At 58.7% G+C, this 25,814-nt stretch carries 12 protein-coding genes and 1 pseudogene; 8 read left to right on the top strand and 5 right to left on the bottom strand.

Annotated elements, in window-relative coordinates:
• Positions 1–35 precede the first annotated feature (35 nt).
• Positions 36–3,592, bottom strand: a pseudogene (locus tag ACPOL_RS36835) (TonB-dependent receptor).
• Positions 3,593–4,199: 607 nt separating this feature from the next.
• Here ACPOL_RS36835 and ACPOL_RS10925 point away from each other — a divergent pair.
• The gene (locus tag ACPOL_RS10925) at positions 4,200–5,309 is read left to right on the top strand and encodes a LacI family DNA-binding transcriptional regulator (protein ID WP_161557294.1); all 1,110 of its coding nucleotides are present in this window, start codon (positions 4,200–4,202) and stop codon (positions 5,307–5,309) included.
• Positions 5,310–5,363: 54 nt separating this feature from the next.
• Positions 5,364–6,131 carry an SDR family oxidoreductase gene (locus tag ACPOL_RS10930; protein ID WP_114207096.1) on the top strand — a complete coding sequence of 256 codons (768 nt, stop codon included), beginning with the start codon at positions 5,364–5,366 and terminating at the stop codon, positions 6,129–6,131.
• Between the two features lie 89 nt (positions 6,132–6,220).
• Here ACPOL_RS10930 and ACPOL_RS10935 read toward each other — a convergent pair whose 3' ends face one another.
• Positions 6,221–9,745 (bottom strand): TonB-dependent receptor, encoded by a 3,525-nt coding sequence (locus ACPOL_RS10935; protein ID WP_114207097.1) that lies wholly within the window; start codon positions 9,743–9,745, stop codon positions 6,221–6,223.
• Between the two features lie 420 nt (positions 9,746–10,165).
• Between ACPOL_RS10935 and ACPOL_RS10940 the strand changes: the two genes are divergently transcribed.
• The 3 genes from ACPOL_RS10940 (at position 10,166) to ACPOL_RS10950 (ending at position 17,084) form a co-directional block, all read left to right on the top strand.
• A complete protein-coding gene (locus ACPOL_RS10940) occupies positions 10,166–11,791 on the top strand; it encodes a DUF4331 domain-containing protein (RefSeq protein ID WP_114207098.1) in 1,626 nt (541 codons plus the stop codon).
• Positions 11,792–11,914: 123 nt separating this feature from the next.
• Complete coding sequence (locus ACPOL_RS10945) at positions 11,915–14,614, top strand: tetratricopeptide repeat protein (RefSeq protein WP_114207099.1); 2,700 nt, start codon at positions 11,915–11,917, stop codon at positions 14,612–14,614.
• The gene (locus ACPOL_RS10950; RefSeq protein ID WP_114207100.1) at positions 14,604–17,084 is read left to right on the top strand and encodes a nickel/cobalt transporter; all 2,481 of its coding nucleotides are present in this window, start codon (positions 14,604–14,606) and stop codon (positions 17,082–17,084) included. The genes ACPOL_RS10945 and ACPOL_RS10950 overlap by 11 nt, the downstream gene beginning before the upstream one ends.
• A 62-nt stretch (positions 17,085–17,146) precedes the next feature.
• Here ACPOL_RS10950 and ACPOL_RS10955 read toward each other — a convergent pair whose 3' ends face one another.
• From ACPOL_RS10955 to ACPOL_RS10965, 3 genes are read right to left on the bottom strand one after another with little or no spacing between them, the layout of a single operon-like run.
• Complete coding sequence (locus tag ACPOL_RS10955; protein WP_236657395.1) at positions 17,147–18,202, bottom strand: ROK family protein; 1,056 nt, start codon at positions 18,200–18,202, stop codon at positions 17,147–17,149.
• Between the two features lie 19 nt (positions 18,203–18,221).
• Positions 18,222–19,598: a sugar porter family MFS transporter gene (locus ACPOL_RS10960; RefSeq protein ID WP_114207102.1), complete on the bottom strand. Its 1,377-nt coding sequence runs from the start codon at positions 19,596–19,598 to the stop codon at positions 18,222–18,224.
• A 36-nt stretch (positions 19,599–19,634) separates the two neighbouring features.
• Entirely contained in the window at positions 19,635–20,783 is a 1,149-nt protein-coding gene (locus ACPOL_RS10965; protein ID WP_114207103.1) for an SIS domain-containing protein, read from the bottom strand.
• Positions 20,784–21,064: 281 nt separating this feature from the next.
• Between ACPOL_RS10965 and ACPOL_RS10970 the strand changes: the two genes are divergently transcribed.
• The 3 genes from ACPOL_RS10970 to ACPOL_RS10980 all read left to right on the top strand — a co-directional run bounded on the left by ACPOL_RS10970 (position 21,065) and on the right by ACPOL_RS10980 (position 25,808).
• Positions 21,065–22,273, top strand: coding sequence for an ROK family transcriptional regulator (locus ACPOL_RS10970; protein WP_114207104.1), 1,209 nt, complete (start codon positions 21,065–21,067; stop codon positions 22,271–22,273).
• A gap of 192 nt (positions 22,274–22,465) precedes the next feature.
• Positions 22,466–23,659 carry a redoxin domain-containing protein gene (locus tag ACPOL_RS10975; protein WP_236657396.1) on the top strand — a complete coding sequence of 398 codons (1,194 nt, stop codon included), beginning with the start codon at positions 22,466–22,468 and terminating at the stop codon, positions 23,657–23,659.
• Positions 23,660–23,786: 127 nt separating this feature from the next.
• The gene (locus ACPOL_RS10980) at positions 23,787–25,808 is read left to right on the top strand and encodes a beta-N-acetylhexosaminidase (protein ID WP_114207106.1); all 2,022 of its coding nucleotides are present in this window, start codon (positions 23,787–23,789) and stop codon (positions 25,806–25,808) included.
• Positions 25,809–25,814: the final 6 nt, after the last annotated feature.

Raw genomic sequence — 25,814 nt, forward strand, 5'->3', positions numbered from 1 at the left:
CATCATGACTTCCAGTGTTGCAAGGAGAGAAGAGGTCAAAACTCCAATCGGAAGCTGACCTCGCCTTGTCGGTTGTTGGGAGTGTTTTGCGCGCCCTGGGTGATGACCTGACCGAAGGTGCTATCGCTCTTGTTGGGGTCCGGAGTTTCGAACTGGGTGCGGTTGAAGAGATTGAAATAATCCACCTGAAGAATACCTTGGAAGCGATCTCCGAAGTAGAAGTGCTTCCGGACGTTTCCGTTTTCGTTGTAGAAAGCGGGCCCGCGAAGCTCGGGGTAGTTCCGCTTTGCATCGCCCAGGACGTACTGTGACGGAGTCAACGCAAAGCCGGCGGGGTTGAATATCTGCGCCACGCCGATTTTGCCTACGAAGTAGTCACGGGCGCGTTTATAGGAAGCGGTGCTGAGTTTGACCGATGGAACGCGATCGGGACGATTGAAACCATTTGGGAAGGGCGTACCGTTTTCGCCGATCCTACCGTTGTTGCAATCGCACAAAGGCTCCCCGGCCTCGTAGTCGAGGATCCAGCTGACCTGCCATCCGCCGAGCAGTTGTCCGGTCACCCCATGATTGTTGAAATATTTCTTCCCCGGGCCGATGGGGAGTTCATAGGTGCCACTGGCCTTGAAGGTATTTGGCTCATCGGCGCCGGAGATCGACCATTCGGGCCTTTGGTTATAGCGGTTGATACCGCCCGAGGTGAAGCTGGAAAAGCCGCTGCTGGTGTTGTCCATCAGGCGGGACAAGGTGTAGCCAGTCAGGAAAGAGAGGCCGTTGGTGAAGCGCTTCTCCGCCTGGACCTGGAGGGCTTGATAGTAAGTGGTTCCGGAGCCTTCGAAGTTGTTGAAGATGTAGGAATATTGGGGGAAGGGTCCGAGCGCCTGGCCGACGGTTGCCGAGCCGCCAAAGTCATTGACGAAGGTCGGGTAGGGCAGGCTGAAGCCGGCCGCCTGGGCCGAGCCGTCAGCGTAGCTCAAACCAAGCTGGGAGCCGAGAGCGAGATACTTGGGATCGAGCTGTCCGGGCTTATTCAACTGGCTAGGGAGATGGATGACACGATTGCCAACCCAGGCGGCGGTGATGAACATGTCGTAGGGCAGGCGACGCTGGACATTGACATTCCATTGCTGGCTGTAGGGCGCGAAGCCATCATTCTTGCTGAAGGCGTCGATCTGAGTGCCGAGGCCGAGACTTGGGCTGAAGGGGGTAGCGGGAGGATTGATGAGCTGGGTAGTATCCCAACTGCCGAAGGACGATTGATTGGTGCCGGTGGTCGCGCGGGTGAAGGAGCCGGTCAGCAGGTTGCCGTAGTTGACGGCGACCTTGCTGGTCCCGTATTCGTAGGCGCCACCGTTGAGGAAGGCCACGCTGAACCCAGCCTGTAGGACGGTTTTGTCGTTGAGCTGGTAGGCAAAGCCGAGCCTCGGCCCGAAGTGCCCCCAATGGATATCGGCGCGAGTATAGCCGGCGCAGCCGGTGCAGTGACCAAACTTGGTAGCCGCGCCGGGAATACCACCGGCCGCCGCGTTGGGCACGCTGGGGTCGACGAAGACGATGAGGTTGTTATTTTCAGTGAAGGGCACCTGAATGTCCCAACGCAGGCCGACGTTGACGGTGAGTTTAGGAGTCAGCTTGATGTCGTCCTGGATGTAGGGAGAGTAATCGAGATTACGCAGGCGCAGTTCCTGCGAGTTACTGCGGTTCACGGAATCGGGGAGGCCGAGCAGGAAGCTGGCAAAGGAGCTTCCATAGGTGCCGAAGTTAGGATCATTGGGATTGGGGGTTGAGGTGGTGTGCTGGCTGAACTGGAAGCGGCCGCCGGCGGTTTGCTCTTCATTGTCATCCTGGTAGGAGCGGCGGAACTCGTGGCCGATATTGAAGGTATTCCGGCCATGGGTCCACAAGTAGTTATTCACGATAGCAATGCCGAGCTTGCGATTGACGGATCCGAGCCACGCGCCATCGGTACCCCAGTTGGTGGGCGCGTGTTGCCCGTCGAAGGTGATGTTGGCAGGAATGGTGCCCTGCTGGACGGCGGCGAAGCTGAACTTGGTTTGGTTGAACTGGTTGTTGATTTCGCCCAGCCAGCCGAAGCCGGCGGTCATGACCAGATTCGGGGTGATGCTGTTGTCATAGGTGAGCATGAAGCCACTGCCCAAGGAGGGTTCGAATTTCATGGCGTTCAAAGGATCCGGGGCGATGACGAAATCCCGCGTCGGGGTGCCGTCGAAGCTGTAATTGCTGTAGCTGTTGCGCCACTGGCTGTAATGCACCCCCTGCTTGGCGTTCAGTCGCTGGTCAATGGTGAAGCCCCACACATGTTGGATGTGCGGATTAATGAAGGGGGCAAAGCTCTTGTTGCTGTCATGGCCGCCTACGCCACTGCCGGGGCGGTCGGGATCGGGGATAAACGGCAGGAGGACGCTTGAATTCGCACTGATGCGTCCCGGCGGAATGACGTTCAACTTGCCGTTATATTGAAACTGCTGACCGGTGGTCGGATCGTAAATGGGAATGAGGGCTCCGGTGGATCCGTCGACAAAGTCGCTAAAGTCACCGGTCTTTTCTGCCGCGGTAGGGACGGTGTTGGGCGCGACGCTTTCGCTGGTTGCTTGTACCATTCCTGGCTGTAGTGAAAGAAGGTGCGGTCGCGGCCGTTGTAAAGTTTGGGTATCCAGACCGGGCCACCAACGGTAAAGCCGTAGTTGTTTTCGTGATCGGTAGGTGGCTGCCCGGTACCGCCCCAGGATTTTCCATTGAAGAAGCCTACGGAGTCGAAGAAGCTGTTGCGGTTGATTTCGAAGAGGTCGCCGTGATAGCGATTGGTCCCGGAGGCCATCTGGTAGGTGAGCGCGCCTTGACCGAGTCCGAACTGAGCGGAGAAGGTGGAGCGTTCGACGCGGAACTCCTGAACCATTTCGTAAGGCGGATTGAAGTTGGTGGTGTAGCCTTCGGTCTCGGGCTGGGGGGCGGGAATGCCGTTGTAGACGATCTCCTGTTCGAAGTCGACGCCGCCTCCGATGCGGTGCGAGAAGGTGCTGCCGGTAATGCCGGGGGCGAGAAACTGCAATGCATCGATTTGCCGGCCGCGGCCTGAGACTTCGTTGGGGAGGGCGGCGACGACGGTCGGCTCGATGGTGGAACCGAGTTGTGGCTGGGTAGTATTCAGCGCGATGGCGTTGGAGGTAACTTCGACGGTTTCGGAGGTAGCGCCGGCGGAGAGGCTGATATCGATGGTGGCGGTGGTGCTGACCTCGACCCGGACGGAGTTCTGTACCTGCTTCTTGAAACCGTTGGCCTCGACGGCGATGGAGTAGACGCCCGGGGTCAGGCCGGTCACGGCATACGTGCCGGCACTGCTGCTGGTGGTTTGAATCTTTTGGCCGGTGCCGGTGTTGGTGATGGTGACGGTGGCTCCGGCAAGGATCGCGCCGCTTGAATCGGTGATCGTGCCGGTTATACCGGCATTGGCTTGCGCGTAGAGGCGGGGAGCGGAGAGGGCGAGCAGAAGCAGAACTCCGGCGGAACAGGTCAGGACGAATTTCTGTAGGATTTTCGGCAAATTTCGAGCGAAACGGTGTATTCCAAGCATCACGTTATCTCCTCCCAAGTTGCAAACTGCTAGGTGTCTGGCCGGCTGCAGCGACGAGCGCCACGTGCCGGACCGAGGTTGGTTAAAGCCGATGTGGTATCGATTCCACTTTTTGGTAATTCGGCTTGCTTGATGACTTCGTTCGACCGCAAAAAACCAGATTGACTAACGGTTGCGAGATAACTTTTGAATGTCCCCAGCCGGGGGCGAGGAAATAGCTGATGCGTCAAAACAGATCAGCATGGTATCGTTTCCAACTATGACTGGAATTATGACCAGGAACACGCGTTTTGATTGTCCTTGCGACGATAAAACTGAATTCGCACGGATGTCAAGAGTACTTTTCGCAAGCTTAACCTGAGCAGAAAGAGAGTTCCCTTCATGCCAACCAAAAATTGACCATGCAGGCTTTGTACGACAGGAAAGGCCGACCGTCTCAAGGCGCTTGGCATTTCCATTCACTATACTTCTACTCTTATGCAATTTTTACGTCGCGCTTCGAGATTGCCTGGAATGGCCGTCAGGAAGAACTTCCCGGCCACTCACTCGTCGATGTACACCTAGAGGAGAACTTTCCTCGCAATTAAGAATGAAAAGACCTCCTTCAATGAAACGCGAGCGGCACCCTACCCTGTTCGATGTCGCCCGCCACGCCGGCGTGGGTACAACGACGGTCTCGAGAGTGATCAATGGCGGCTCGCGGGTCAGCCCCAAGACGCTGGAACAGGTGCGGAGGGCGATCGACGAGCTGGGCTTCGTTCCCAACCTGGCGGCGCGGGTGCTTAAGGGGGAGCAGAGCAAAACCATCGGCTTGATCGTGCCGAGTATCGCGGATTCGTTCTTTGCCAGTTGTGCCGAGGCGATCCAAAAAGTGGCACGCAGCTTTGGGTCTCTGGTGGTGGTTACGGTCACTCATAACGATCCAGCTTTGGAGATGGAGAATATCCAGACGCTCTTTCGAAGGGCGGATGGGTTGCTTATCGCTCCGTCAGACTCGAACAATCCGAAGTTGATCGGGCGGTTGACGAGGCTTTCAATACCGGTGGTATGTTTCGACCGGCCGCTTCACGACGAGCGTATTCCTGCAGTCTTGACGGATAATTATCATTCCGCAAAAACTGCTACCCGGCACCTGCTGCAGCACGGGTACAAGCGTATCTTGTGCCTGGGGGGCGAAGCGGCGTTTCATACCATGGAGGAACGAGTACGCGGCTATGAAGCGGCGATGCGCGATGCGAATCGACCCACAACCATCGATATCTCTGCTCATGATCCGAGTTCGGAGGAGATCGCGGCGATGCTGGCGCGGCATCTCACCGGCAAGGCCCCTCCACGCGCGGTTTTTTGCCTGAAGAACGCGACTACGATTCATACCTATGACGCCTTACAACGATTCGGGATGCATATTCCGCAGCAAGTGGCGCTGGTTGGCTATGACGACTTTCTGCTTGCAGCGACGCTGCGGCCGTCGATTACGGTGATTCAACAGCCGGTAGAGGAGATAGGCCGGAAAGCGGCGAAACTTCTGTTTGAGAGGCTAGCTGCGAAAGCAGATCATTCTTCCTTGCTGCGCGCGGAGAGCCACGCAAAGAATGTCCGGCTGAAGAGCCGGCTCATCGTTCGGGCGTCGTGCGGGTGTCGGGAGTTCAACGTGGACGGGCTGCCGGTTTCGCAGAAGCTGCAAGGCGGGGCATTGGCCGCGACGACGGAGATGTAGTCCACACGGTGGGACAATCCCGCTGGAGCGCCTACCGCAATGAGAGGAAATACTATGCCTGATGCAGAGAAGAGTAATCCAGGAAAACGAACGGCACTCGTGACCGGCGCCTCGCGTGGATTGGGCGCGGCAATTGCGACGGAACTTGCCGCAAAGGGAATGCAGGTAGCGGTCAACTATTTTCAGAGTCGAGCGGCCGCCGAGGACCTCTGCCAGAGGATTCGCGCATCGGGTGGAAGCGCCGAGGCATTCGGCGCGGATGTGCGCGATGAGGAGGAGGTAGCAACCCTGGTCGCGGCGACTCGCGCCCACTTTGGAGAAATCGATTGCCTGGTGCTCAACGCGACCGGGCCCCAGCCGATGCTTCCGATCGAACAGCAGACGTGGCAAATCTATCTCGATCAGCTTGAGTTTTTTGTGAAGTCGCCGCTGCTGCTGGTGCAACAGGTGCTACCACAGATGAAGAAGAGAGGCTTCGGGAGAATCATACAAATCGGGAGCGAGGTCGTGGAGCTCGGCAATCCGAACTTCGCGAACTATGTCGCGGCCAAAGGAGCGCAGCTGGGGCAGACGCGGTCATGGGCCCGAGAATTGGCGCCGTTTGGGATCACGGTGAACCTGGTGGCTCCCGGCTGGATTCCGACGGAGCGGCACGTCGATTCGAGCCAGCAAGAAATGGATCAATACATAGCCGGCGTCCCGATGCGGCGCATGGGAACCGCGGAGGATGTGGGCAGGATGGTCGCCTATCTCGCGAGCGACGAAGCAAATTTTCTTACTGGACAGAAGTTTGCCGTAAACGGCGGCAACACGCTGTTGTGATGCTCTTCCGAATCTGACGGCTTATTCGACTTAGATAAGACGGCCGTCCTGCAGCTCAGATAAAGCTGTCGGCAGGAAAGACGATTTCCCTAGAAATTAAATTTTGCCGCAAGTTGCATGAGGCGAGGCGCGGCGGCATTGACGATGTGGCCGAAGTTGGGATCTTGGACTTGCGCATCCACAGCTGTTGGACCGTAGAACTGCGCATGGTTGAAGACGTTGAATGCTTCCGCACGAAATTCGAGATATTTGGATTCGGTCAGGTGCACACTTTTTTTGAGCGCCATGTCGTAGTTGTCGATGCCGGGTCCGTGGAAGACGCGGCGTCTGGCATTGCCGAGCTGACCGAGGTTTTCAACCGGAAACAATGCGACGTTGAAAGCGGACCTGCCATTGCGGCCGTTGGTGTTGATTCGAAGCGGTCCTGGTAACTGCTGCGGGGTGTCGAGCAGGTAGTTGTTGACTCCGTTGCCAAGGGTGCCGAGGAGAGAGTTATCGGAGTTGTCGGTTAACGTGACCGGAAAGCCGGTTGCGAAACGGGTAGTTCCGGAGAGGCTCCACTCGGAGGTCAGGCGGTTCGAGCTGCGAAAGATGCTTTCAATAGGAAGGGCAAGGGTATAGCTGCCGACGAAGGTGTGCCGTTGGTCCCACGCGGAGATCGCCCGGCTTTGGCGCGGATCGATTGGATTCAGCTGCTCGCCGATGTTGGAGCCTTGATCGATCGACTTGGCGAAGGTGTAACTGAGTAGCAATTGCGAGCCGCCGCGGCGATAGCGCAAGGTGGATTCGAGGGCATTGAAGTTCGAGTTGGCGATCGAGCTGTCCGAGGTATTTTCGCCATAGTTTTCGCCATCGCCGACGCGTGCTCCATTGTTTTGGCCGGAGCGGGTGCCGTAGACGGGCTGGCCGGTTGCGCCGGTATAAGTGGTGTCTTCGCCAAAGGGGCCGCAGCCTGGAAGGCTGAGACATAAGGATGGATTGCCGAGGTTGACGGAAGAGACAGCGAGGATGTGGTGCCCCTGATTACCGACATAGCTCACTGTCAACACCGTCGTTGGAGTGATTTGCCGCTGCACTGACAACATGTAGTTGTTGATGTAAGGCGCCCGATTCCGGTAGTAGAAAAATGGGTCCGCCGACAACGGGGCGAAGTTGGCCCAGTCGATGGAGGTGTCCGGACGGGACCTCGACACGCTATGCGGAGGAAAGGGAAATGGGAATCGCTGCCCATTATTGACGCCGCTGGCAGCGGTAATGAAGGGTGTGGCCAGCAGCGGAGGCCCGGGACTGAGGTAGTTATATCCAAAGGGCGGCACGGCGTACATGATGCCGGCAAGCAGCCCAGGAAACTGGGTATAAAACTTGCCATAACTTGCGCGAATGCTGCTCTTGCCCTGGCCGCCAAAGATCCTGCTCCATAGCCCCTGGTCGAAGCGGGGCGAGTAGGCAAAGCCAACTCTGGGGGCAAAGTTTTTATAACTTGCGGGCGCGAGGGTTTTCGGGATTCCAGGATCACCGGCGACCAACAGTCCGGGAAGCGCTCCAGGATAAAGTGTGGATTGCGCCCCGGGAATCCAGGTCTGCAGCTGGTTGTACTTCTCCGAGAAGGGAATGATCAGGTCCCAGCGGATGCCGGCATTGATGGTGAGGTCACTTCGAGGGCGCCAACTGTCTTGCGCATAGGCGCCCAGGTAATGGTTGCGCAGGTAGAAGGGCTGACCAGATGACTGGGTGTAGTTGCTAGGAACACCTATAAGCAGATCGGCGTAGGGATTTCCGGTTTCGGTCCCGTTGATATTGAAAGTACCGTTGAAGGTGGCATTCGGATGCTCATTTATCTGATCAAGGTGGAACTGCATGCCGGTTTTCAACGTGTGCGCGCCGATGACTCGGGATAGTCCATCGCTTAAATAGAAGGTATTGTTCACCTGGGTTTCATTGGTGATCGGAACGCCCATGACGAAGGCCGGAAAGGTAATGTTTTCGATGCCCTCGAACTGCGGCGCCTGCACGTAGATGCCAGGGGTGCCCGCGCCGGTGGTAAATCCCTGCGACGCGAGACTGACGCCGACACCTCCTTTCGGTTGGCCGATGATATTGGCATTGCGGAGATAGCCAAGGTGAAACTCGTTGACGGTGTTTGATCCGATGACCTTGGTGTCGCCGAGCGAGAGCAATTGTGCGCGTCCGATGAACAGCGCGTCGAATCCCGGGATGCTGGCCCCGGCGACGGAGCCTGGATAGGGATTATCGAGGTTGTAGTCGTCGATGAAGTAATAGGCGGAGATTTCACCCAGCCTGCTGCTCTTGTCGAGGCGAACCGAACCCTTGTCGTCACGAACCGTTTGCGCAAAAGCAGAACTCGAATACTGGCTGGCGCTGGTGTTGGGAGAAGGAATGTATTGCAACAGATTCTGTCCGGGCGCCGACCAGGCTGACTTGGGAACCACTCCGTTGGGAAAAACATTGGAGTACGGTTCTCCCGAGGTGACGGCGTAACCTAACTTCTGGGTGAGGATGGAGGCGAGATAGGGGCCGCTGACTGATCCGGTGAGGTTGTCGAATACCCCGGTGCGTTCGGCGACGGTGGGTACGGAGATGTTTCCGGTAGAAACGCCCTGGCTGGTGCGAGTGCCCTGATAGTCGCCGAAGAAGAAAAAGCCGTTGCCGCTTAATTGACTGCTGACGGGTCCGCCCAGGGTGCCACCGAACTGATTCTGCTTAAACGCCGACCGAGTTGGGTCAAAGTATCCGCGGGCGTCGAGGTTCGTATTGCGAAGGAACTCGAAGGCGTTCCCATGAAATGCGTTCGAACCCTGGCGGCTGACGACGGTGACCATGCCGCCGTTGTAGTTCCCGTATTCGGGATCGAAGTTGTTAGTGAGAACGCGGAACTCCTCGATCGAATCGAGGTTCGGGATGATTGAGGCGCCGCCATTCATGTGTTCCTGAACATCGATGCCGTTCACGATGAATCCGTTAGAGGATTCGCGCTGGCCGTTGATGGAGAGGTTGCCGGGATTCAGATCGCCTGACGGATCGAGGGCACCAGTGACACCGGCCATGATGACAGAGTTCGGCAATAAGGTGGAGATTGGCGAGACTCCGGGCTGAATCGCGAGCAGATCGGTATAACTTCTCCCATTGAGCGGGAGCGAGGTCAATTGCGCGCTGGAGACGACCTCGCCGAGATGGGTGGCGATGGTTTCGACGGCGACACTCGAGGCGCCGGTCACGACGACATCGTCCGATCGCTCGCCGAGCGTAAGCGATGCGTCTATGCGAAGAGCGGAGTCGGTGTCGACCGCCAGATCCATCCTCTGCTGGATGGTGAATCCTTTCGCGGAAATGGCGAGATCGTAGTGCCCAACCGGAAGGTTTGGGAAGGCAAAAGTCCCCTGACGATCGGTGACTGCATGATGGGTTGTCCGTTGAGCGTTGTTGACGAGGGTGAGGGCGGCACCTGGAATGACTGCGCCGCTGGGATCGGTGACGGTGCCGGAGATGCTGCCACCGGTCGCTGCCTGCAACTGCAGGGTCATGAGAAGAATGAAAACGAGGATTGTCGGAGTCAGGTAGGTCGTACGTAGGCAATGCGACTTCGAGGCGGACATCGTTTTTCTCAGACCGAATAAAGCCGTTGGTCCGCGCGAAGGCTGTTATTGCACAGACTCTTTAACAAGCCAGCCTTTTAGAGCGAGGGTGACGGCGTTTATGAATATCGTGTGACGGCGGGTCGAGAACTTCTTCTCTAATTCAGACGCCAGGCAAGGAGAATTTTGCCTCGCCATCCATATGCTACTCCATCCATTCCCAACCTATGCTCCGAGTACGCGGTAGCTTGCTCGAGCAGATTGCGCCGGACGGGAAAAGTTAAATGTTATTTCTTGCTTCCAAGGCAATCCGAAGGATAAGGTACTCCGTACTCAGGGAAACGAACGGTAAGCTCCTGAACCCCAAGACAATTCATTCATTCACATCCTGTGCAGGCTCTTCCCGTTCCCGAACGCACGATGAAGTTATGGGAGAGTCGTATGTCGAAAGTAAGATCCTTCGCCGGACTCGCTTTGAGTCTGCTTATCGCTGTGCCGCCCGGAGCCTTGGCATCAAGCCATCGGGAAGCACCTATTACTGCACTGGACCACGCCGCTGACATTACCGATTTTTATGCCTTTGTCAGCTACGATCATCCGGACCGCGTCACCTTCGTCCTGAATGTGGATCCGTTTCTGCAGCCGAGCAATGGACCCAACTACTTCCCCTTCGACCCCTCGATCGTTTACCAGATCAAAATCGACAACAATCATGACGCCGTGCCGGACGTCACTTTTCAGTTCCGGTTCCAGACCACGATCCGTGATCCTCAGCTCTTTACCGGCTTTGCCGGTGCGGGAGCCGGCATCGATGCGCCCGCAAATTCGCCTGCGCCGGTCCCGCCGGGTACTCCGATTATTCCTCCTGCGATCACTTCGCTCACGGGGCCGGGATCTGCCGGCTTGAGTCTGGAACAGACATTCGCCGTCAACATGCTTAAGGGCGATCACAACATTGCGTTGAAGAACAAGACGGGCAGTCCGCTGATCGCGGTCCCCAGCAACGTAGGCCCGCGCACCATGCCGGACTATGACGCCCTGGCGGCACAGGGGATTTATAACCTCCAAGGGACGGATGCTTCCGATATCAAGGTCTTCGCGGGCACCGTGGCCGATCCGTTCTTTATCGACCTGGGCGCGGCCTTTGACAGCTTCAACTTCCGCGCGGCTGCGGGCGGGGGTGTTCTTACCAAGTTGCAGGATGCCAACGACCAACTCAACACCGCCCCTAATTCGGTCGCTGGCTTCAACGTCAACACCATCGTCATCGAGGTGCCCATTTGCCTGCTGACGAGCGATGGAGCCCAACATAAGTCCACGGATCCGAAGGCGGTCATCGGGGCATGGGCAACCACCTCCAGGTCAGAGATGACGATTCGACCGCCCCACACACCGGCCGAAAATTCAGGCCGCCTTGCCCAGGTTCAGCGCCTTGGTAATCCACTGATCAACGAATTGATTATCGGAACTGGCAGCAAGGATTACTGGAGCATGTCGCACCCGCTGGACGATAGTCAATTCGCGGCCTTCGACCTCGATCCGCTGCTTGCCAGGGTCTTCAATGCGGTGTTTGGCATCAATATACCGGCTCCCCCCAGAACCGATCTTCTCCCGCTGGTCACTTACGCGGCCCCGATAGCTCCCCCGGACACTCCCGCCGGGCCGATCGCCGACCTGTTGCGGCTCAACACTGGTGTGGCACCGACGCCCTTGGTAAGTCGCAGGCGCCTGGGTCTGCTCGACGGGGATGCTGCCGGATTCCCGAATGGGCGGCGGCTCACCGATGATGTCGTCGACATTGCCGCGAGAGTGGTCGCGGGCGGCGTGCTGAGCCCGGGATTCAATGTCGCGCCGAACAACCTGCTCGGCGATGGCGTGAACGCGCCAGACGTCCCGCCACAGGAGACGTTTCCCTATGTGCACTATGCGTATAGCGGACGCGACAGCCGTCACATCAGTCCGGGCGATCCTACTGGCTGCGGCGATCAGCCGCCGTCGTCCAGCTCGCAGAACTCGGATGCTCCGCCTGCCAACCAGGGCGGTCCCGCGCCCTGCCCTGTGAACTAGAACAAGGTTGTCGCGATGGACTGCTGACCTCTGCGTGGAGTGTCTCTCTGCGCAGAGGTCGAAATCTCACACGGCGGTACAGCGGTTTCTTAGTACAAGGGTTTCTTAGTACAAGGGTTTCTTATGAGATTGCGATATACATCGCTTCTGATTGGTGTTGCCCTCGCATGCGCGTCAGGATTCGCCGAGCAAAAGGAAGGCACTCCGGCGCAGCAGAGCATTGCGGCGGCGCAGCAGCAGATCAAGCTCGATCCGAAGAAGGTGCAGGCTTTCAACGAACTGGCGCTGGGGCTGCTGCGAAGAAGTCGCGAGACTGCGGATGCCAAGTATCTAAAGGATGCCGAAGCCGCTCTCGCCCAAGGTTTGCAACTGGCGCCCGGGGACTTCCAGATGCAGCGGACGGAGGTGGCGCTGATGCTGGGGCGTCATGATTTTGCTCAGGCGAAGGAACGCGCACTCATTCTTCACCACCGCACGCCGGACGATGTAGCCACCTATGGAGATATCGCTGAAGCGGACATAGCGCTAGGCAACTATCCGGATGCGGAGACGAATGCGCAGTGGATGATGAATCTGCGGCCCAACAATATTCCGGCGCTGATTGCTGGAGCGGAACTGCGGGTGCTGTATGGAGATCCTGCAGGCGCCATCGATTTCCTGAACCGGGCATCGTCGGAGACCTCGCCGGCCGAGGTCGAGGAGCTCGCTTGGATTGCGAACCGCGTTGCGTCGATCCAGGTCGAATCAGGACAAGTCGACGCGGCCGAGCAGACGCTCGAACAGGCGGAGCGGATCTTTCCCGGATATGTCTCCACAATGGAGAACCTGGCTGCGGTTCGGATGGCGCAGAATCGCGCTAACGATGCGGTTGAACTCTTGACGAAGGCCGCCGAGGTCGATAGCGATCCGCACGTGATTTATCGATTGGCGGTGGCGGAGCAGAAGGCGGGGCTGTCTGATGAAGCCCAGGCAAAAGAAGCGCAGGCGAGCTTTGTGGAATTCGAGAAGATGACGAGCGAGCCGGGAAAAGCGACGCATGAGGCGAGGCTTGATCTTGTTCTGATGGAAGCGGGATTGCCGGCGAAGGCTCCGGATGCATTGAAGCTCGCGCAGGCGGAGATGGCGGAGCGCCAGGACGTGTGGACGCTCGATGCCTATGCGTGGGCGCTGTTTGCCAACGCGCAATATCAGGCAGCGGAGGCTGCAGAGCAGAAGGCAATGGCCATTGGAATTCGAAGCGCACAGATCTTCGATCATGCCGGCCATATCGCGCAGAGGCTGAACCACAGCGAGGATGCTGCCAGGTACTTCAAACTTTCAATACAATCCAATCCCATGTCGGATTATGCTTCCGATGCTCTTAAGTCAGCAGGAACGACGGTGCTGGCTTATGCCCCGGAGCAAAGATCGGTTCAGACTGCAAGTGGTTCGCCGTTAGAGCCGGAATCACCCGATGTCTTGCCGCGTCCGACGATTGCTTCGAAGGAACAGGCTGCGCGGCCGGGCGAAGTGGCAACGGTGGCCGCATCTCTGGTGTTTGCTCCAGTTCCGGAGGCGCTGCTTACACCACACCCTACCGGCACCGACCGGCTCATCCAGAGCGCTCAAGCTACTGCGCTGCGGAATCCCAATGACGCCAAGGCGTACTCGGGACTGGGAGCTGCGTACTTTCAGCGTGCCCGTGAGACTGGCGACGTCAACGATTATCAGCTGGCCGAACAAGCGCTTACCAAATCGCTCGACCTGGTTTCAGCTGACTTTTCGGCAGATGCCGCGCTGGGCACGATGGCCTCGGTATGCATGGGAGAGCATCGCTTCAATGATGCACTTAGCTATGCGCAGCGAGGACTGTCGCTGGGAACGGGTGACGTCTCCTCGTTCGCCATTGTAGGGGACGCTTATGCGGACATGGGCGAGTACGACAAGGCCGCGCTTGCCTATAGTCGACTGACGCCGCGCGACATGACTCTGGAGCCGCGCGCCGCCTATGCGCGGGACAGCCGGCTCGCCTATTTGAAGCTCATTGCGGGTGACACGCCGGGAGCCATTCTGTTGATGAAAACCGCGGTCGCGGAGGGAGTAGAGGCCCAGCTTCCGAGTGAGAATCTTGCCTGGTTGTATTACGAACTGGGAGAGTTTTCTACGCTGAGCGGCGACACCGCCTCCGCGAATAGCGCCTACATGGCCGCGATCACGATTCATCCCGGAGATTATCGCGCGCTGGCGGGTTTAGCAAAGCTCAGAGCGAACCACGGCCGATCCGCCGAAGCGATTGGGCTTTATCAGAGAGCGATCGCCGTCGTCCCGATGCCAATCTTCATTGCCGAACTCGGAGACCTCTACGCACAAACAGGCAATGAGTCCGAAGCCAGAAAGCAGTATGCACTGGTTGAGTACATCGGGTTGCTTGGGCACATCAATCAAGTGCTCCATAATCGCGACCTCGCGCTTTTCTATGCGGACCACGATGTGAAACTCTCCGAGGCGCTCGAGCTCGCGCAGAAAGAGCTTGAAGTCCGGCACGACATCTATACCTACGACGCCCTCGCGTGGGCGCTCTGCAAGAACGGCAGGCTGACCGAGGCTGCGGACGCGAGCGCGAAGGCGTTGCGACTCGGAACCCAGGATCCGCTTCTGCTCTTCCATTCCGGAATGATTGCCGCACGTCTCGGTCAAGTAGAGAAGGCCCGCGCTGATCTCGAGCAATCGCTGCACATTAATCCCCACTTCGGCCTGATCGATTCGACAGTTGCCCAGCAACAACTCAATAGGCTGGGAATTCAATCTGCTTCGAAGGAAGGTTCTGGCCAATATGCTCGCTAAACGACTCGATCAGCTCTGGCCGTTGCTGCTGGTGATGGTTCTTGCGCTCCCGGCCTGGGCCCATCCGATGGGCAACTTCAGCGTGAATCACTATTCGAAGATTGACTTGCAGAGTGACCGAGTGGTGGTGCGATATTTCATCGATCTTGCGGAGATTCCCACCTATCAGGAGCTGCAGCAGGGCAATATCGCAACGACTGCGCTCAAGCCGGGCTCCGCGTCAGGCATGAGCTACGTTGCGGCGCGCGGCACTGAGCTGGGACGGGGTCTGGTTCTCGAGATCGATGGTCAACAAACTTCACTGCGAATGATTTCGAGCGCTGTCATCTTTCCTCCCGGCGCCGGCGGGCTTCCGACCATGAAGATGGGTTTCGTTTATGAAGCGGCGATTCCATCGGGCATTGACCGTCAGCGGGTCAACCTGCACTATGCCGATCACAACTATCCGGGACACACGGGATGGAAAGAAATCGTGGCGCTTGCTTCGGCTGGTTCTTTGCTTCAAAGTTCGGCTTCGGCTACGGACCGCAGCGGGGAACTGAGCAACTATCCAACGGATCTGCTGACCAGTCCACCGCAGGATCTGGATGCTTCGGTTGTTGCCGCGCTCCCCATAACAACTGGAACGGTCACCAAGACAGAGGCTCATCGGGCATCTCCATTGGCTTTGAAGGATCCTCCAGCGGCTTTGAAGGATTTGCCAACGGTCTTGAAGAACGGGGGCGCAATCGTTGCTCGCCGGGTTCGCCCCGGGAAGATGGAACAGAGTGCTCCTGCGCTCGCGTCTACCCCAGCTCGACCGATTGGCGCAGCGCAGGGGGCTTTGCAGGCCACGACTCCAGCTTCGGTTCCGGTGCATCTCGAGGCCAACCGGCAGCAGACTCCGCGCAGCAGATTTACTGAGTTGATCACGGCCCAGCATCTTAGCGCCTGGTTCCTCTTCACGGCGGCATGGATTGCTGTCGGACTTGGAGGATTACATGCACTTGAGCCCGGCCATGGGAAGACCATTGTGGCTGCCTACCTGGTAGGTTCGAAAGGCACTGCGCGGCATGCCTTCCTGCTGGGGCTGATCGTGACTGTGTCTCATACTGCCGGTGTTTTTGCGCTGGGAGCGATCACGCTATACGCTTCCCGATACATTCTGCCCGAGCAACTTTACCCCTGGCTTGGCGCTTTCTCGGGAATCACGATTATGGGGCTGGGTTGCTACATGCTGCTGCGGCGTTTGAGCGGCGCGGTCACGGAGCACTCTCATGCCCCGGGCGCGCCCTCAGCCCATTGGACTCTTTGGAGGCCCAGACCGGTGGGGCAAGAGCCTGACGCCACGCCGAGCGCCGGCAACCCTCAGCCGGTGAGCATGACTCAACTTTTCACGTTAGGAATTACTGGCGGAGTGATTCCCTGTCCGGCCGCCCTTATTGTGCTGTTGAGCGCAGTTGCGCTGCATCGCGTGGGGTTGGGTTTCTTCCTGATTGTGGCCTTCAGTCTGGGGTTGGCCGCAGTGCTTATCGGCTTCGGCATGTTGATGGTCTTCGCACGCCGCTTCATGACTCACCTGCGGATCGACGGGCCGCTCACTCAGCGCTGGCTTCCGGCGGCATCGTCGGGGTTCATTACGATCCTCGGCATCATCCTGACTGTTCAGGCATTTTCGTCGATGCACTTGCATCTGCCTATGGTTTCCGGTGCGAGGCTGGGACCGGTGCTGCTGGTCTCCGGGCTGGGCCTGGTCCTAGGAATGCGGCACTCGACCGACGCTGATCATGTGGTCGCTATTTCAACCATCGTCAGCAAGCAGCGGAGTATTCGCAATGCCGCCTTCATCGGGTCAGTGTGGGGGCTGGGTCACACGCTGACGATCTTTGTCGTCGGCTCGCTCATCATTCTCTTCGGTGTCGCGATCCCGCCGAGGTTAGGCTTGTCGATGGAGTTCAGCGTAGCCCTCATGCTGATTCTGCTGGGCGTTCTCAACCTTACTGGTGTCATGCAAAGGATCACCACTTACTTCACGCCAAGCGGCGCAACCAACTTGAATACAGCCGAGGCTGGGACGACCGGTCGACAAGAGACGAACGCGGTACGAAGCAATCGGACACGAAGCATCTACGACAGTTCGGTAGGCCGTTTCGGTTGGTATCAGTGCATTCGCCCGTTGGCGATTGGGTTGGTGCATGGGCTCGCGGGGTCCGCAGCGGTGGCTTTGCTGGTCTTGTCCACGATTCACGACCCGGTTTGGGCGACCGTTTATCTGCTCATCTTCGGTGCTGGAACCATGATTGGGATGATGTGCATGACGGCCGCAATTGCTTTGCCTCTCGCCTACGCGGGAGATCGATCTGCCATGTTCAGCCGCTATCTCGGGGTGACCTCCGGCGTGGTCAGCCTTTGCTTCGGATCATTTCTGGCGTATCAACTGGGTTTCCTGGGCGGACTGTTTACCGGTCACCCACAGTGGACTCCCCGGTAGATTCGCCGAGTTCGGTTCGGACGGATAGCGGAGAACTGCAACGCGACCGGAGGCTTGCCTGGTCACAGAATCGGAGGGCGTCCGGAGACGGCGGCTGTGAGCAGCGCGAGACGGATGGCGCCGATGAGCTGGGCGTCGACTCCAAGGACGCTGTGGAGCAGGCGCGGGGGTGTTCGCATATTCAGCGTGGCAAGGGCTGCCCGGGTGGCGTCAATTAGCGCGGGATGCATGCCGACACTGCCGCCAAGCACAAACAGGGGGCAGTTCAAGACGAGGGCGATGTTATAGATTGCCCGCGAGAGCGCGACGGCGGTTTGTTGAAGAAGGGCCTGGGCTGGGGGATCGCCGTCCAATGCGCGGTCAAATATCTGGGTGGCGGTCAGATCGTCGGCGGGCGCATTTGATTCGGGGCGAAAGTGATTCTGCCATTGGGCGCGGATGCCCTCACCGCCGCTCATGCTTTCGAGCGCTCCGGGCTCGCCACGTTTGGCGGAAACGTCGGGCACGCCAGAGATGAGCATATAGCCGATCTCGCCGGCAGCCCAGCTAGCTCCCCGAAAGAGCTGCCCATTGAGCATGATGCCGGCGCCGATTCCGGTACCAATCGCGAGGAAGACGAAATCACCAGCGTCTTTTGCAGCGCCTGCCCAACTCTCGCCAAGCGCTGCGAGATTGACGTCATTATCGACGACGGCGGGGATGTCGAAGGCTTCCTCAAGCATTGCGCGGAGGGGAACGTCGCGCCAACCCATGAGATAGGAGGTGGCAATGACAATGCCCGCCTCAACGTCGGTGATGCCGGGCGCACCGGCGGCAATGGCCCTCAGGCTTTGGTTGGCTGCGGGATGTTGCGCGAGGAGGTGCTCCACGCCCTGCTTGATGAGCTGGACCACGACCTCAGCATCGCGGAGACCGGCGGTGGAGCAGGCCCATCGCGCCTCGATGGCGCCATTTCCATCGGCAAGAGCGAGGCGCAGGTTTGTCCCACCAATATCGACGCCAACTACGTAGCAGGGATCGTCCGTCGCGACGGAGCCGCGGTGGGTTGTGTCGAGACTGCGGATACGATCATGCGTCATTTGCAGGAGTGCCTCTTCATTAAAGATTCTTCGCGTCACATCCGCTCCCCCGACGGGCTCAGGACGCGACTGCAGTGGTGGTCGAACTAATGCTTTCCAGGGCGCGTCCCTTGGTCTCCGGGACGATGAAGCGGACGAACAAGAGAGTGAGGATACAGAAGATGCCGTAGATGATGAACGTAACGGAATTGCCGGCTGCCTTGATGAGCGAGAGAAAGGTCAAGGAAACCAGGAAATTGGATGCGCCGGAGCCCAGGGTCGCCGCGGCAACGCCGCGACCGCGCAGTTGCAGGGGAAATACCTCGGAGACGAGGATCCATGCGATGGGTCCCATGCTGAAGGCGAAGCAAGTGATGTAAACCATCAGGCAGACAGTGGCGACGGCGCCGGGCGCTGCCGAGAAGGCCGACGGATTATGGAAGGAATAGGAGAGCAGGAAGAGGGAAGCGGTCATTCCGCTTACGCCGGCGTAGAGCAGGGGCTTGCGTCCGACTTTATCGACGAGCACCAAGGCGATGATGGTGGCGAGAACGTTAATAATGGCGACCAGGAGTGTGGCGAAGATTGCATTTTTGTCGGAGGTAATTCCGGCCAGCGAAAATATCTGGGGTCCATAGTAGATGATTGTGTTGATGCCGGTGACCTGCTGAAGGACGGTGAATCCTACGGCGATCAGGAGCGACCCGCGAACGGCAGGACTCCAGAGGGCGCTCCAGCGCTTTTCGACTTTGGTGTTGAGGGCGGTGCGGATGTCTTCGACTAACACTTGAGCGCCCGCCTCATCGGTGTAGGAGAGCAGGATGGCTTGTGCCTCGGTGGCCCGGTTCTGGGAGAAGAGCCAACGCGGGCTCTCGGGTAGAGCAAGAAGGAGGACGACAAACAGCAATGCCGGCACGGCGCCAATGCCGAACATGAGCCTCCAGGCATGATGGGAGGAGAGCAGATAACCGGCGAGGTCGGCGAAGGCGATGCCGAGCGTGAGAGCAAACTGGTAGAGGCCGATGAGGGTGCCTCGGGACCTGGGTGGCGCCAGTTCGGAGACGTATACGGGAGCGGTCACGGAGGTGAACCCGATGGCCAGGCCTAAGAGGGCGCGAGCACAGATCAGCGTAGCGGGATTTTGGGACGCGGGAGCGAGCAGGGAGCCGACGAGGAAGATGGCTCCTCCCCAAAGCAGCGTGGAGCGTCTGCCGATGCGATCCGCGATGCTACCGCCGACGAGCGCGCCGATCATGGCCCCGACGAGAACGATGCTGACGACCCACTCCTCCATGCGGGTGGAAAGCGAGAAGGTCTCTCGCACGTAGATCAGCGCGGCCGCGATGATGCCCATGTCGAAGCCGTAGAGGATGCCGCCGAGACCTGCGATCAAGGACACTTTCCAAATGAAGCGGCGATGCCGCGATGTGTGTGAGATGGTCGCTGTGTCGGTCATTCCGTGGTGCTCCTTGCGCCCGCTGCCGGAGGTCGTTTACTGCTCCATCACACCATATTGAAAGCGGGGCGGGAGACGGCATCCATTTCTTTCCACCATGCCAAGGGTGAGTGCCTGCGGCACCAGAAGCGACGTAATGCTTTCCCAGGGTTCGGGCACGGCTTCGATGCGAACCGGGAACAACTGGCCGGTAGCCTTGCGGTCGTCGTTCGAGACGAGAATTACTTTTCCGCCGCGGCGATTGCACTCTTCGGCGAGCTTGATCCCAAGTTCCGCGACCCGGCCGATGGCGAAGATAATGGCGACGTGCGACTCATCGACATCGAGGTTGGGACCGTGTTTGAAGCCGGCGCCGGTATGCGCGGCTGCCCGGTGCCCGGTCATTTCGCGGATACAGAGAGCGCTCATGATCGCGCTGCCGTAGGCGGCGCCGCGGCCGATGATCTCGGTGTTCGCCGCGCCTCGACAGAAGGCTTCGAGCTCGGCACGCCGGGCGAAGATCGGATCAAGGCTAGCGGCAAAGATGTCTGCTGCGCGATCGGCATCCTGCTGCCAGGGAAGATCGAGGATTTCGGAGGCGAGAATGATGGCGGCGGCAGCGGCGTTGGTGTAGGTCTTGGTGGCATTGCCATACTCGGGGCCGGCGAGGATCGGCAGTTTATAGCGGGCAAGGTTCCAGCAGGTACTGACGGGATTGTTGCAGATCAGGCCAATGGCCCGTTCGCCGGCTTTCTCGAAGAGCGCGACCAGTTCGGCGCTTTCGCCGGAGGTGGTAAGCAGCACGGACAACGCGGAATCGTCCCACACCGAACGCCCGTAGTGCAGCCACTCGCCCGCATCGAGCGAAACCGAGAGTCGATTGTGAGTCTGGAGAAGGACGGATCCGGAGAAGGACGAACAGAAGGAGGCGCCCATGCCGATGAAGAAGATGGGACCGTCCTTTTTTGCCAGCTCACGGAAGCTCTGGAGTTGCGCGCGAATGGCGGGATCGCTGCGGTACGCCTGGATGAGGTCGCGCAGACGCCGGGGCTGCTCGCGGCACTCGTATTCGAGTATCTGTATACCATTCGCGGCCAGGAGCTCTCCGGGGGGTTCGACGCCGTTGATCCACCTGGGCGATTGGCGATGGGCTAGGCTCGCGTGGCCTGGGGATGTGCCAGGGCTTTGCTGATCGACTTCCTGCATTCGATTCCTTACTTGAGATCAAGAGTGTGCTTTGTCCAGGGCGGCGGCGGAAGGAGGCGAGCAGGCAAACGATTCACATACACCGGAGAGCGCACATGGCAAAGCTTAAAAATCATACTTCGTAACGATAACTTAGTATCTATGGTCTGAGTGAGGAAAGCAAGGATTGGTTTATGGCGCGGCGGCCGGTATGGGGCGGATGACTCCCGCAGTTTCCGGATGACGGCACTGTCTCGCTGGCATATATTGATCTCTGGGATCCATACCGTTCCCTAGCCCGAGTGAAGAAGAAATCGATCCCAATCGGCAGGCCGTCGGTCCTGCGATACGCGAACGCGCATGGCATTCTGAAGCTTTTGCGCGAATGCGGTTCCTGCTCGCGGGCCGACCTGGTCCGGGCCTCTGGGCTGAGCGCCCCAACTGTCACGAATGTTGTCAAGGACCTGCTGGCGGAAGATCTGGTAGAGCCGCTTGGCGAGGGTGAGTCGAGCGGTGGACGGCCACCGGACATGATCCGCTTCAAAGCGGAGCGGGGCTGCCTGCTTGGCGTGGAGCTTTCGGCGGAGAGTATTTCCTTTCTGCTGACAGACCTGAACGGCAGTGAACTTGACATGAAGGAGCTATCGATCGCGAAGCGGAAGACGACGCCCGAGGCGATTTGCGGCTACATCGGGGAGGAGCTGAAACTTCTGCTGCGAAAGCACAGGAAGACCCGAGAGCAGCTACTTGCGCTGGTGGTTGGAGTGCCGGCGATCACTAATGTGGATGAGGGCAGCGTGCTGTCGATCAGTACGCTGGACGGCTGGCGTTCTGTTCCGCTGCGGGCGATGCTGAGCAAGGTCGTCAACTGCCTGGTCATCGCCGAAAACGACATCAATCTGGCTGCACAGGGCGAGAGCTACTGCGGAGCGGCCCAGGCCGAGAAGGACTTCGTCCTGATTCACATTGGGACTAATGTGGGCGCCGGTATCTTCCTCGGCGGCAAGATCCATCATGGCTCGCAGTGGTCGGCCGGGGAGATCGCCTATCTTCGCCTTCCCTCTATTTCGCGGCGGCAGCCGACCATTCACGAGTTCGGCGAATTGGAGACGGTGCTGACGAGTTCCGGCATTTTGAGAAGCTGGCATGAGGACAAGGGCAAACCGGCTTCAGGGGTGATGCGGAGCAACCGAGAGGTGGACGCGGCCGGCATTCTGAATCTGGCGCAGGCGGGGGATGTCCGCGCGGAAAAGATAGTCCACCGGCGGGCGGAGATCGTGGCGGACATCATTATCAATCTTTCGCTGATTTTGAACCCCGGGCTGATCCTGCTGGGAGGAGAGATTGGAAGTCACCCGGTGATGATTGACTTCGTGCGGAAGCAGTTGGAGGGGGGCGAATTCGCCCTGACGCGCGTGATGTCGAGCGCTCCCGGGAACCGATCGGCGCTGTGGGGGGCCATTGCGCTGGCGCTGCAGGCGGTTCCGGGTGTTCTACTTCCCCAGCCATGAAATTGCTCCTAGCACTGCCCCTGCAGTTCGCGCGTGACAACTTTGTAAAATAACGTTATAAACAATTGCAATGGGATGCGGCGTCCTTATTTCGAAGGGTACAGCTGTTGCTCGCGGCCAGGGATCGGTCCAGGGATCGGTCCAGGGATTGGTCCAGGGATCGGTCTAGGGATGGATGTTGGGGGAGAGATCTTGGACGCCCTTTTGCGGCGAAGGCTGCATGGCCTTGAGATCCTCGGGGGAGATGGGATGCGCAAATTCTTCGGCATGGTTTTGATGTTGGCGGCTTCGTTGACTCTGCGGGGAGAGACAACGCACCCGATCCTTGCAGTGGGTTCGCAGGCGCCGGACTTTTCGCTGCCCGGAGTTGACGGAAAGATCCATAAACTAAGCGACTATGCGAGCAGCCCCATTCTCGTTGTCGTGTTTACCTGCAACCACTGCCCGATTGCCCAGATGTATGAGCGCCGCATTGAGCAGCTCTATGAGGACTATGGCAAACGCGGCGTCGCGGTTGTCGCCATTCAGGGGAATGACCCCAATGCGACCACGATCGATGAGCTGGATTCTTCCGATCTGGGCGATACTTTGGACGACATGAAGACGCGGGTCCAATACAAGAAACTTCACTACCCGTATCTCTACGATGGCGCCACTCAGTCGGTCACGCGCGCCTATGGGCCGCAAGCGACACCCCATGTCTTCGTGTTCGACAAAGAGCGGCACCTGCGATATGAGGGCCGCTTCGACAATAGTTATCGAATTGAGAAGGTGACGACCCAAGATGCGCGAAATGCGGTCGATGATCTCTTGGCGGGGAAGCCGATCGCAGTGACGCATACCGCGGTGTTCGGGTGCTCGACGAAATGGCAGGAGAAGGAAGCGCTTCGCGCGGCCTATGAACAGAAGCTCGAAGCGCAGCCGGTGAATCTGGATTTAGTGGACGCGGCGGGTTTGAAGAAATTGCGCGCGAATGCCGGAGACCACTATACGCTGGTGACCTTCTGGGCGACCTGGTGCGGCTCCTGTGTGGCGGAGTTTTCCGATCTTCAAGACATCTTTCGGATGTATAGCGACCGCGACGTCAATCTGGTGACGGTTTCAGCCAATATGCCCGACGAACGGCAGAGTGTATTGAAATTTCTCGAGAGAAAACACGCTACCAGCCGCAACCTGTTGTTCGCCTCCGATGATACTGCAGCGCTGCAGGCGGCATTCGATCCTAAGTGGCAATCTGCTGTACCGTACACGGTGTTACTAGGGCCGAACGGCACCGTGCTCTACAGCTCATTAGGTTCGGTGGACATACTGCAGCTGCGGCGAAAGATCCTGGCGTCGGTGCCGTCCGATTACATCGGTTTCAATAAATACTGGACGACGCCGTAGTGATGTTATCTGCTGGTTCTGCGTTCAGATAGGAAGTAAAAAGGCTGGCTCTGAACATGGGCCGGCCTTTCTTCATGGATACGGCGACTTCTTATTCGGGGTCTAACTTGTGCGAAGCTCTTTTCCGATGAAAGTCTGCGGGATAGCGTTCTGTTTGCTGATCGCCGGGCCGGCAGGCAACGCGGCGGATCTCAACCTCATGCCGTGGCCGTCGGCGGCGATCGTGCAGGACGGGTTTCTCACTGTTGACCATGCGCTACGGATTGAAGTCACCGGTGGAGATGACCGGGTTCGGCGCGCGGTTGCGCGATTCCTCAAGAACCTCTCGACGGAAACCGGCGTCCCCTATGATCGTCGTTTTGATGGAACGCCCGATGGAGCCACTCTTTCCATTCGCTGCACGGGCGTCGGTCGCCGCGTCCAGGCGGTGGACGAAGACGAGAGCTATCATCTGTCGGTCAGCGGGACTGGCGTCGAGCTGACGGCAGCGAACCCATTGGGGATTCTGCATGGCCTCGAGACCTTGCTGCAGCTGGTTGAGCCGGGACCGCATGGATGGAGGATCCCCTATGTCCGGATCGACGACGCGCCGCGGTTTGCTTGGCGGGGGATGATGATCGACGTCTCGCGGCACTTTATGCCACTGCAGGCCATCGAACGGAACGTCGATGGGATGGCTGAAGTCAAGCTCAATGTGCTGCACCTGCACCTGTCGGATGATGAGGGGTTTCGAGTGGAAAGCAGACGCTGCCCGAAGCTTACGGGAGCGGCATCCGGCGGTCTTTTTTATACCCAGAGCCAGATACGGGAGTTGATTGCGTATGCTCGCAACCGCGGAATCCGCGTGGTTCCGGAGTTCGATGTGCCGGGCCATGCGGTGAGCTGGATCGTCGCCTATCCACGGCTTGCGTCCGGGACTGCGCCTGCCCGGTTGGTGCAGTCGCAACATGACGATCTGCGGCCGCCGCTCAATCCTACGCAAGACTCTACTTATAAGTTGCTGGAGACGGCGTTCGGCGAAATGGCGAAGCTGTTTCCCGATGCATATTTTCATATTGGCGGCGATGAGGTGGATGGCAAGTACTGGGACCATGACCCGGAGATTCAAAGATGGATGCGGAGCCACGGCATCAAGGACAACCATGCGTTACAGACTTACTTCACCAGAAGGGTGGAGAAGATTGTTCACAAGGACGGCAAGATCATGGAGGGTTGGGACGAGATCCTGGATAGCGACCTGCCCAAGCAGTCTCTGATTCAATCCTGGCGTGGCGCGGATTCACTGGCGTCCGCGGCGCAGTCGGGTTACAAGACAATTCTGTCGGCCGGATATTACCTCGATCTGATGCATTCGGCTTCGTACCATTATGCTGTCGATCCCCTGGCGGGTAAAAGTGCGGCTTTGTCGCCGGCGGAGAAGGCGAACATTCTGGGTGGGGAGGCGGCGCAGTGGACCGAGTATGTCACGCCGGAGAACCTCGACAACCGCATCTGGCCTCGAATGGGAGCGATCGCGGAGCGGCTCTGGTCTGCCGAAGGGGTGACGGATGTTGATTCGATGTATCGGCGACTTTCGGTTCTGAGCAGGAGTTTGGCATGGCGCGGTCTGGAACATGAAACTGGCAGCCGCATGATGCTGGGCCGCATTGAAGGCGATGACCTGCCGGCGCCGCTACTTGAGACACTGGCGATGGCGGTGGAGCCGGTCAAGGAATACGATCGCGAGCAAACGCAGGTCTATGATGTGACGGCGCCGTTGAATCGGCTGGTCGATTCCGTACCGCCGGAGAGCGACTACTCGCGGTCGATCAACGCGCTGGCGGCGAGGGCAGCTCATGATGCGTCTGTCCGCCTGGAGTTACGGCGGCAGTTTTCGCAATGGCGTGACAACGATGCGCGGCTCGAGCCTTACCTGGCAGCGTCGCATTTGCGCTTGGGACTGGCCCCGCTGTCGCAGGATCTATCGAAGCTGGGAGTGCTGGGGCTAGCGGCGCTTGACGCTATCGAGGCGGGAAAGCCAATCTCCGTAGACAGCCGCAACGAGCAGCTTGCCCTGGTGCAGGCAACGGCTGCCCATCATGCGGAGCTGCTCCTGGCGGTTACGCCGTCGGTTCGCGTGCTGATTGAAGCAGAACCTGGCACTCAGTAATGCATG

The organism is Acidisarcina polymorpha (genome assembly GCF_003330725.1).
Classification (GTDB): Bacteria; Acidobacteriota; Terriglobia; order Terriglobales; family Acidobacteriaceae; genus Acidisarcina; species Acidisarcina polymorpha.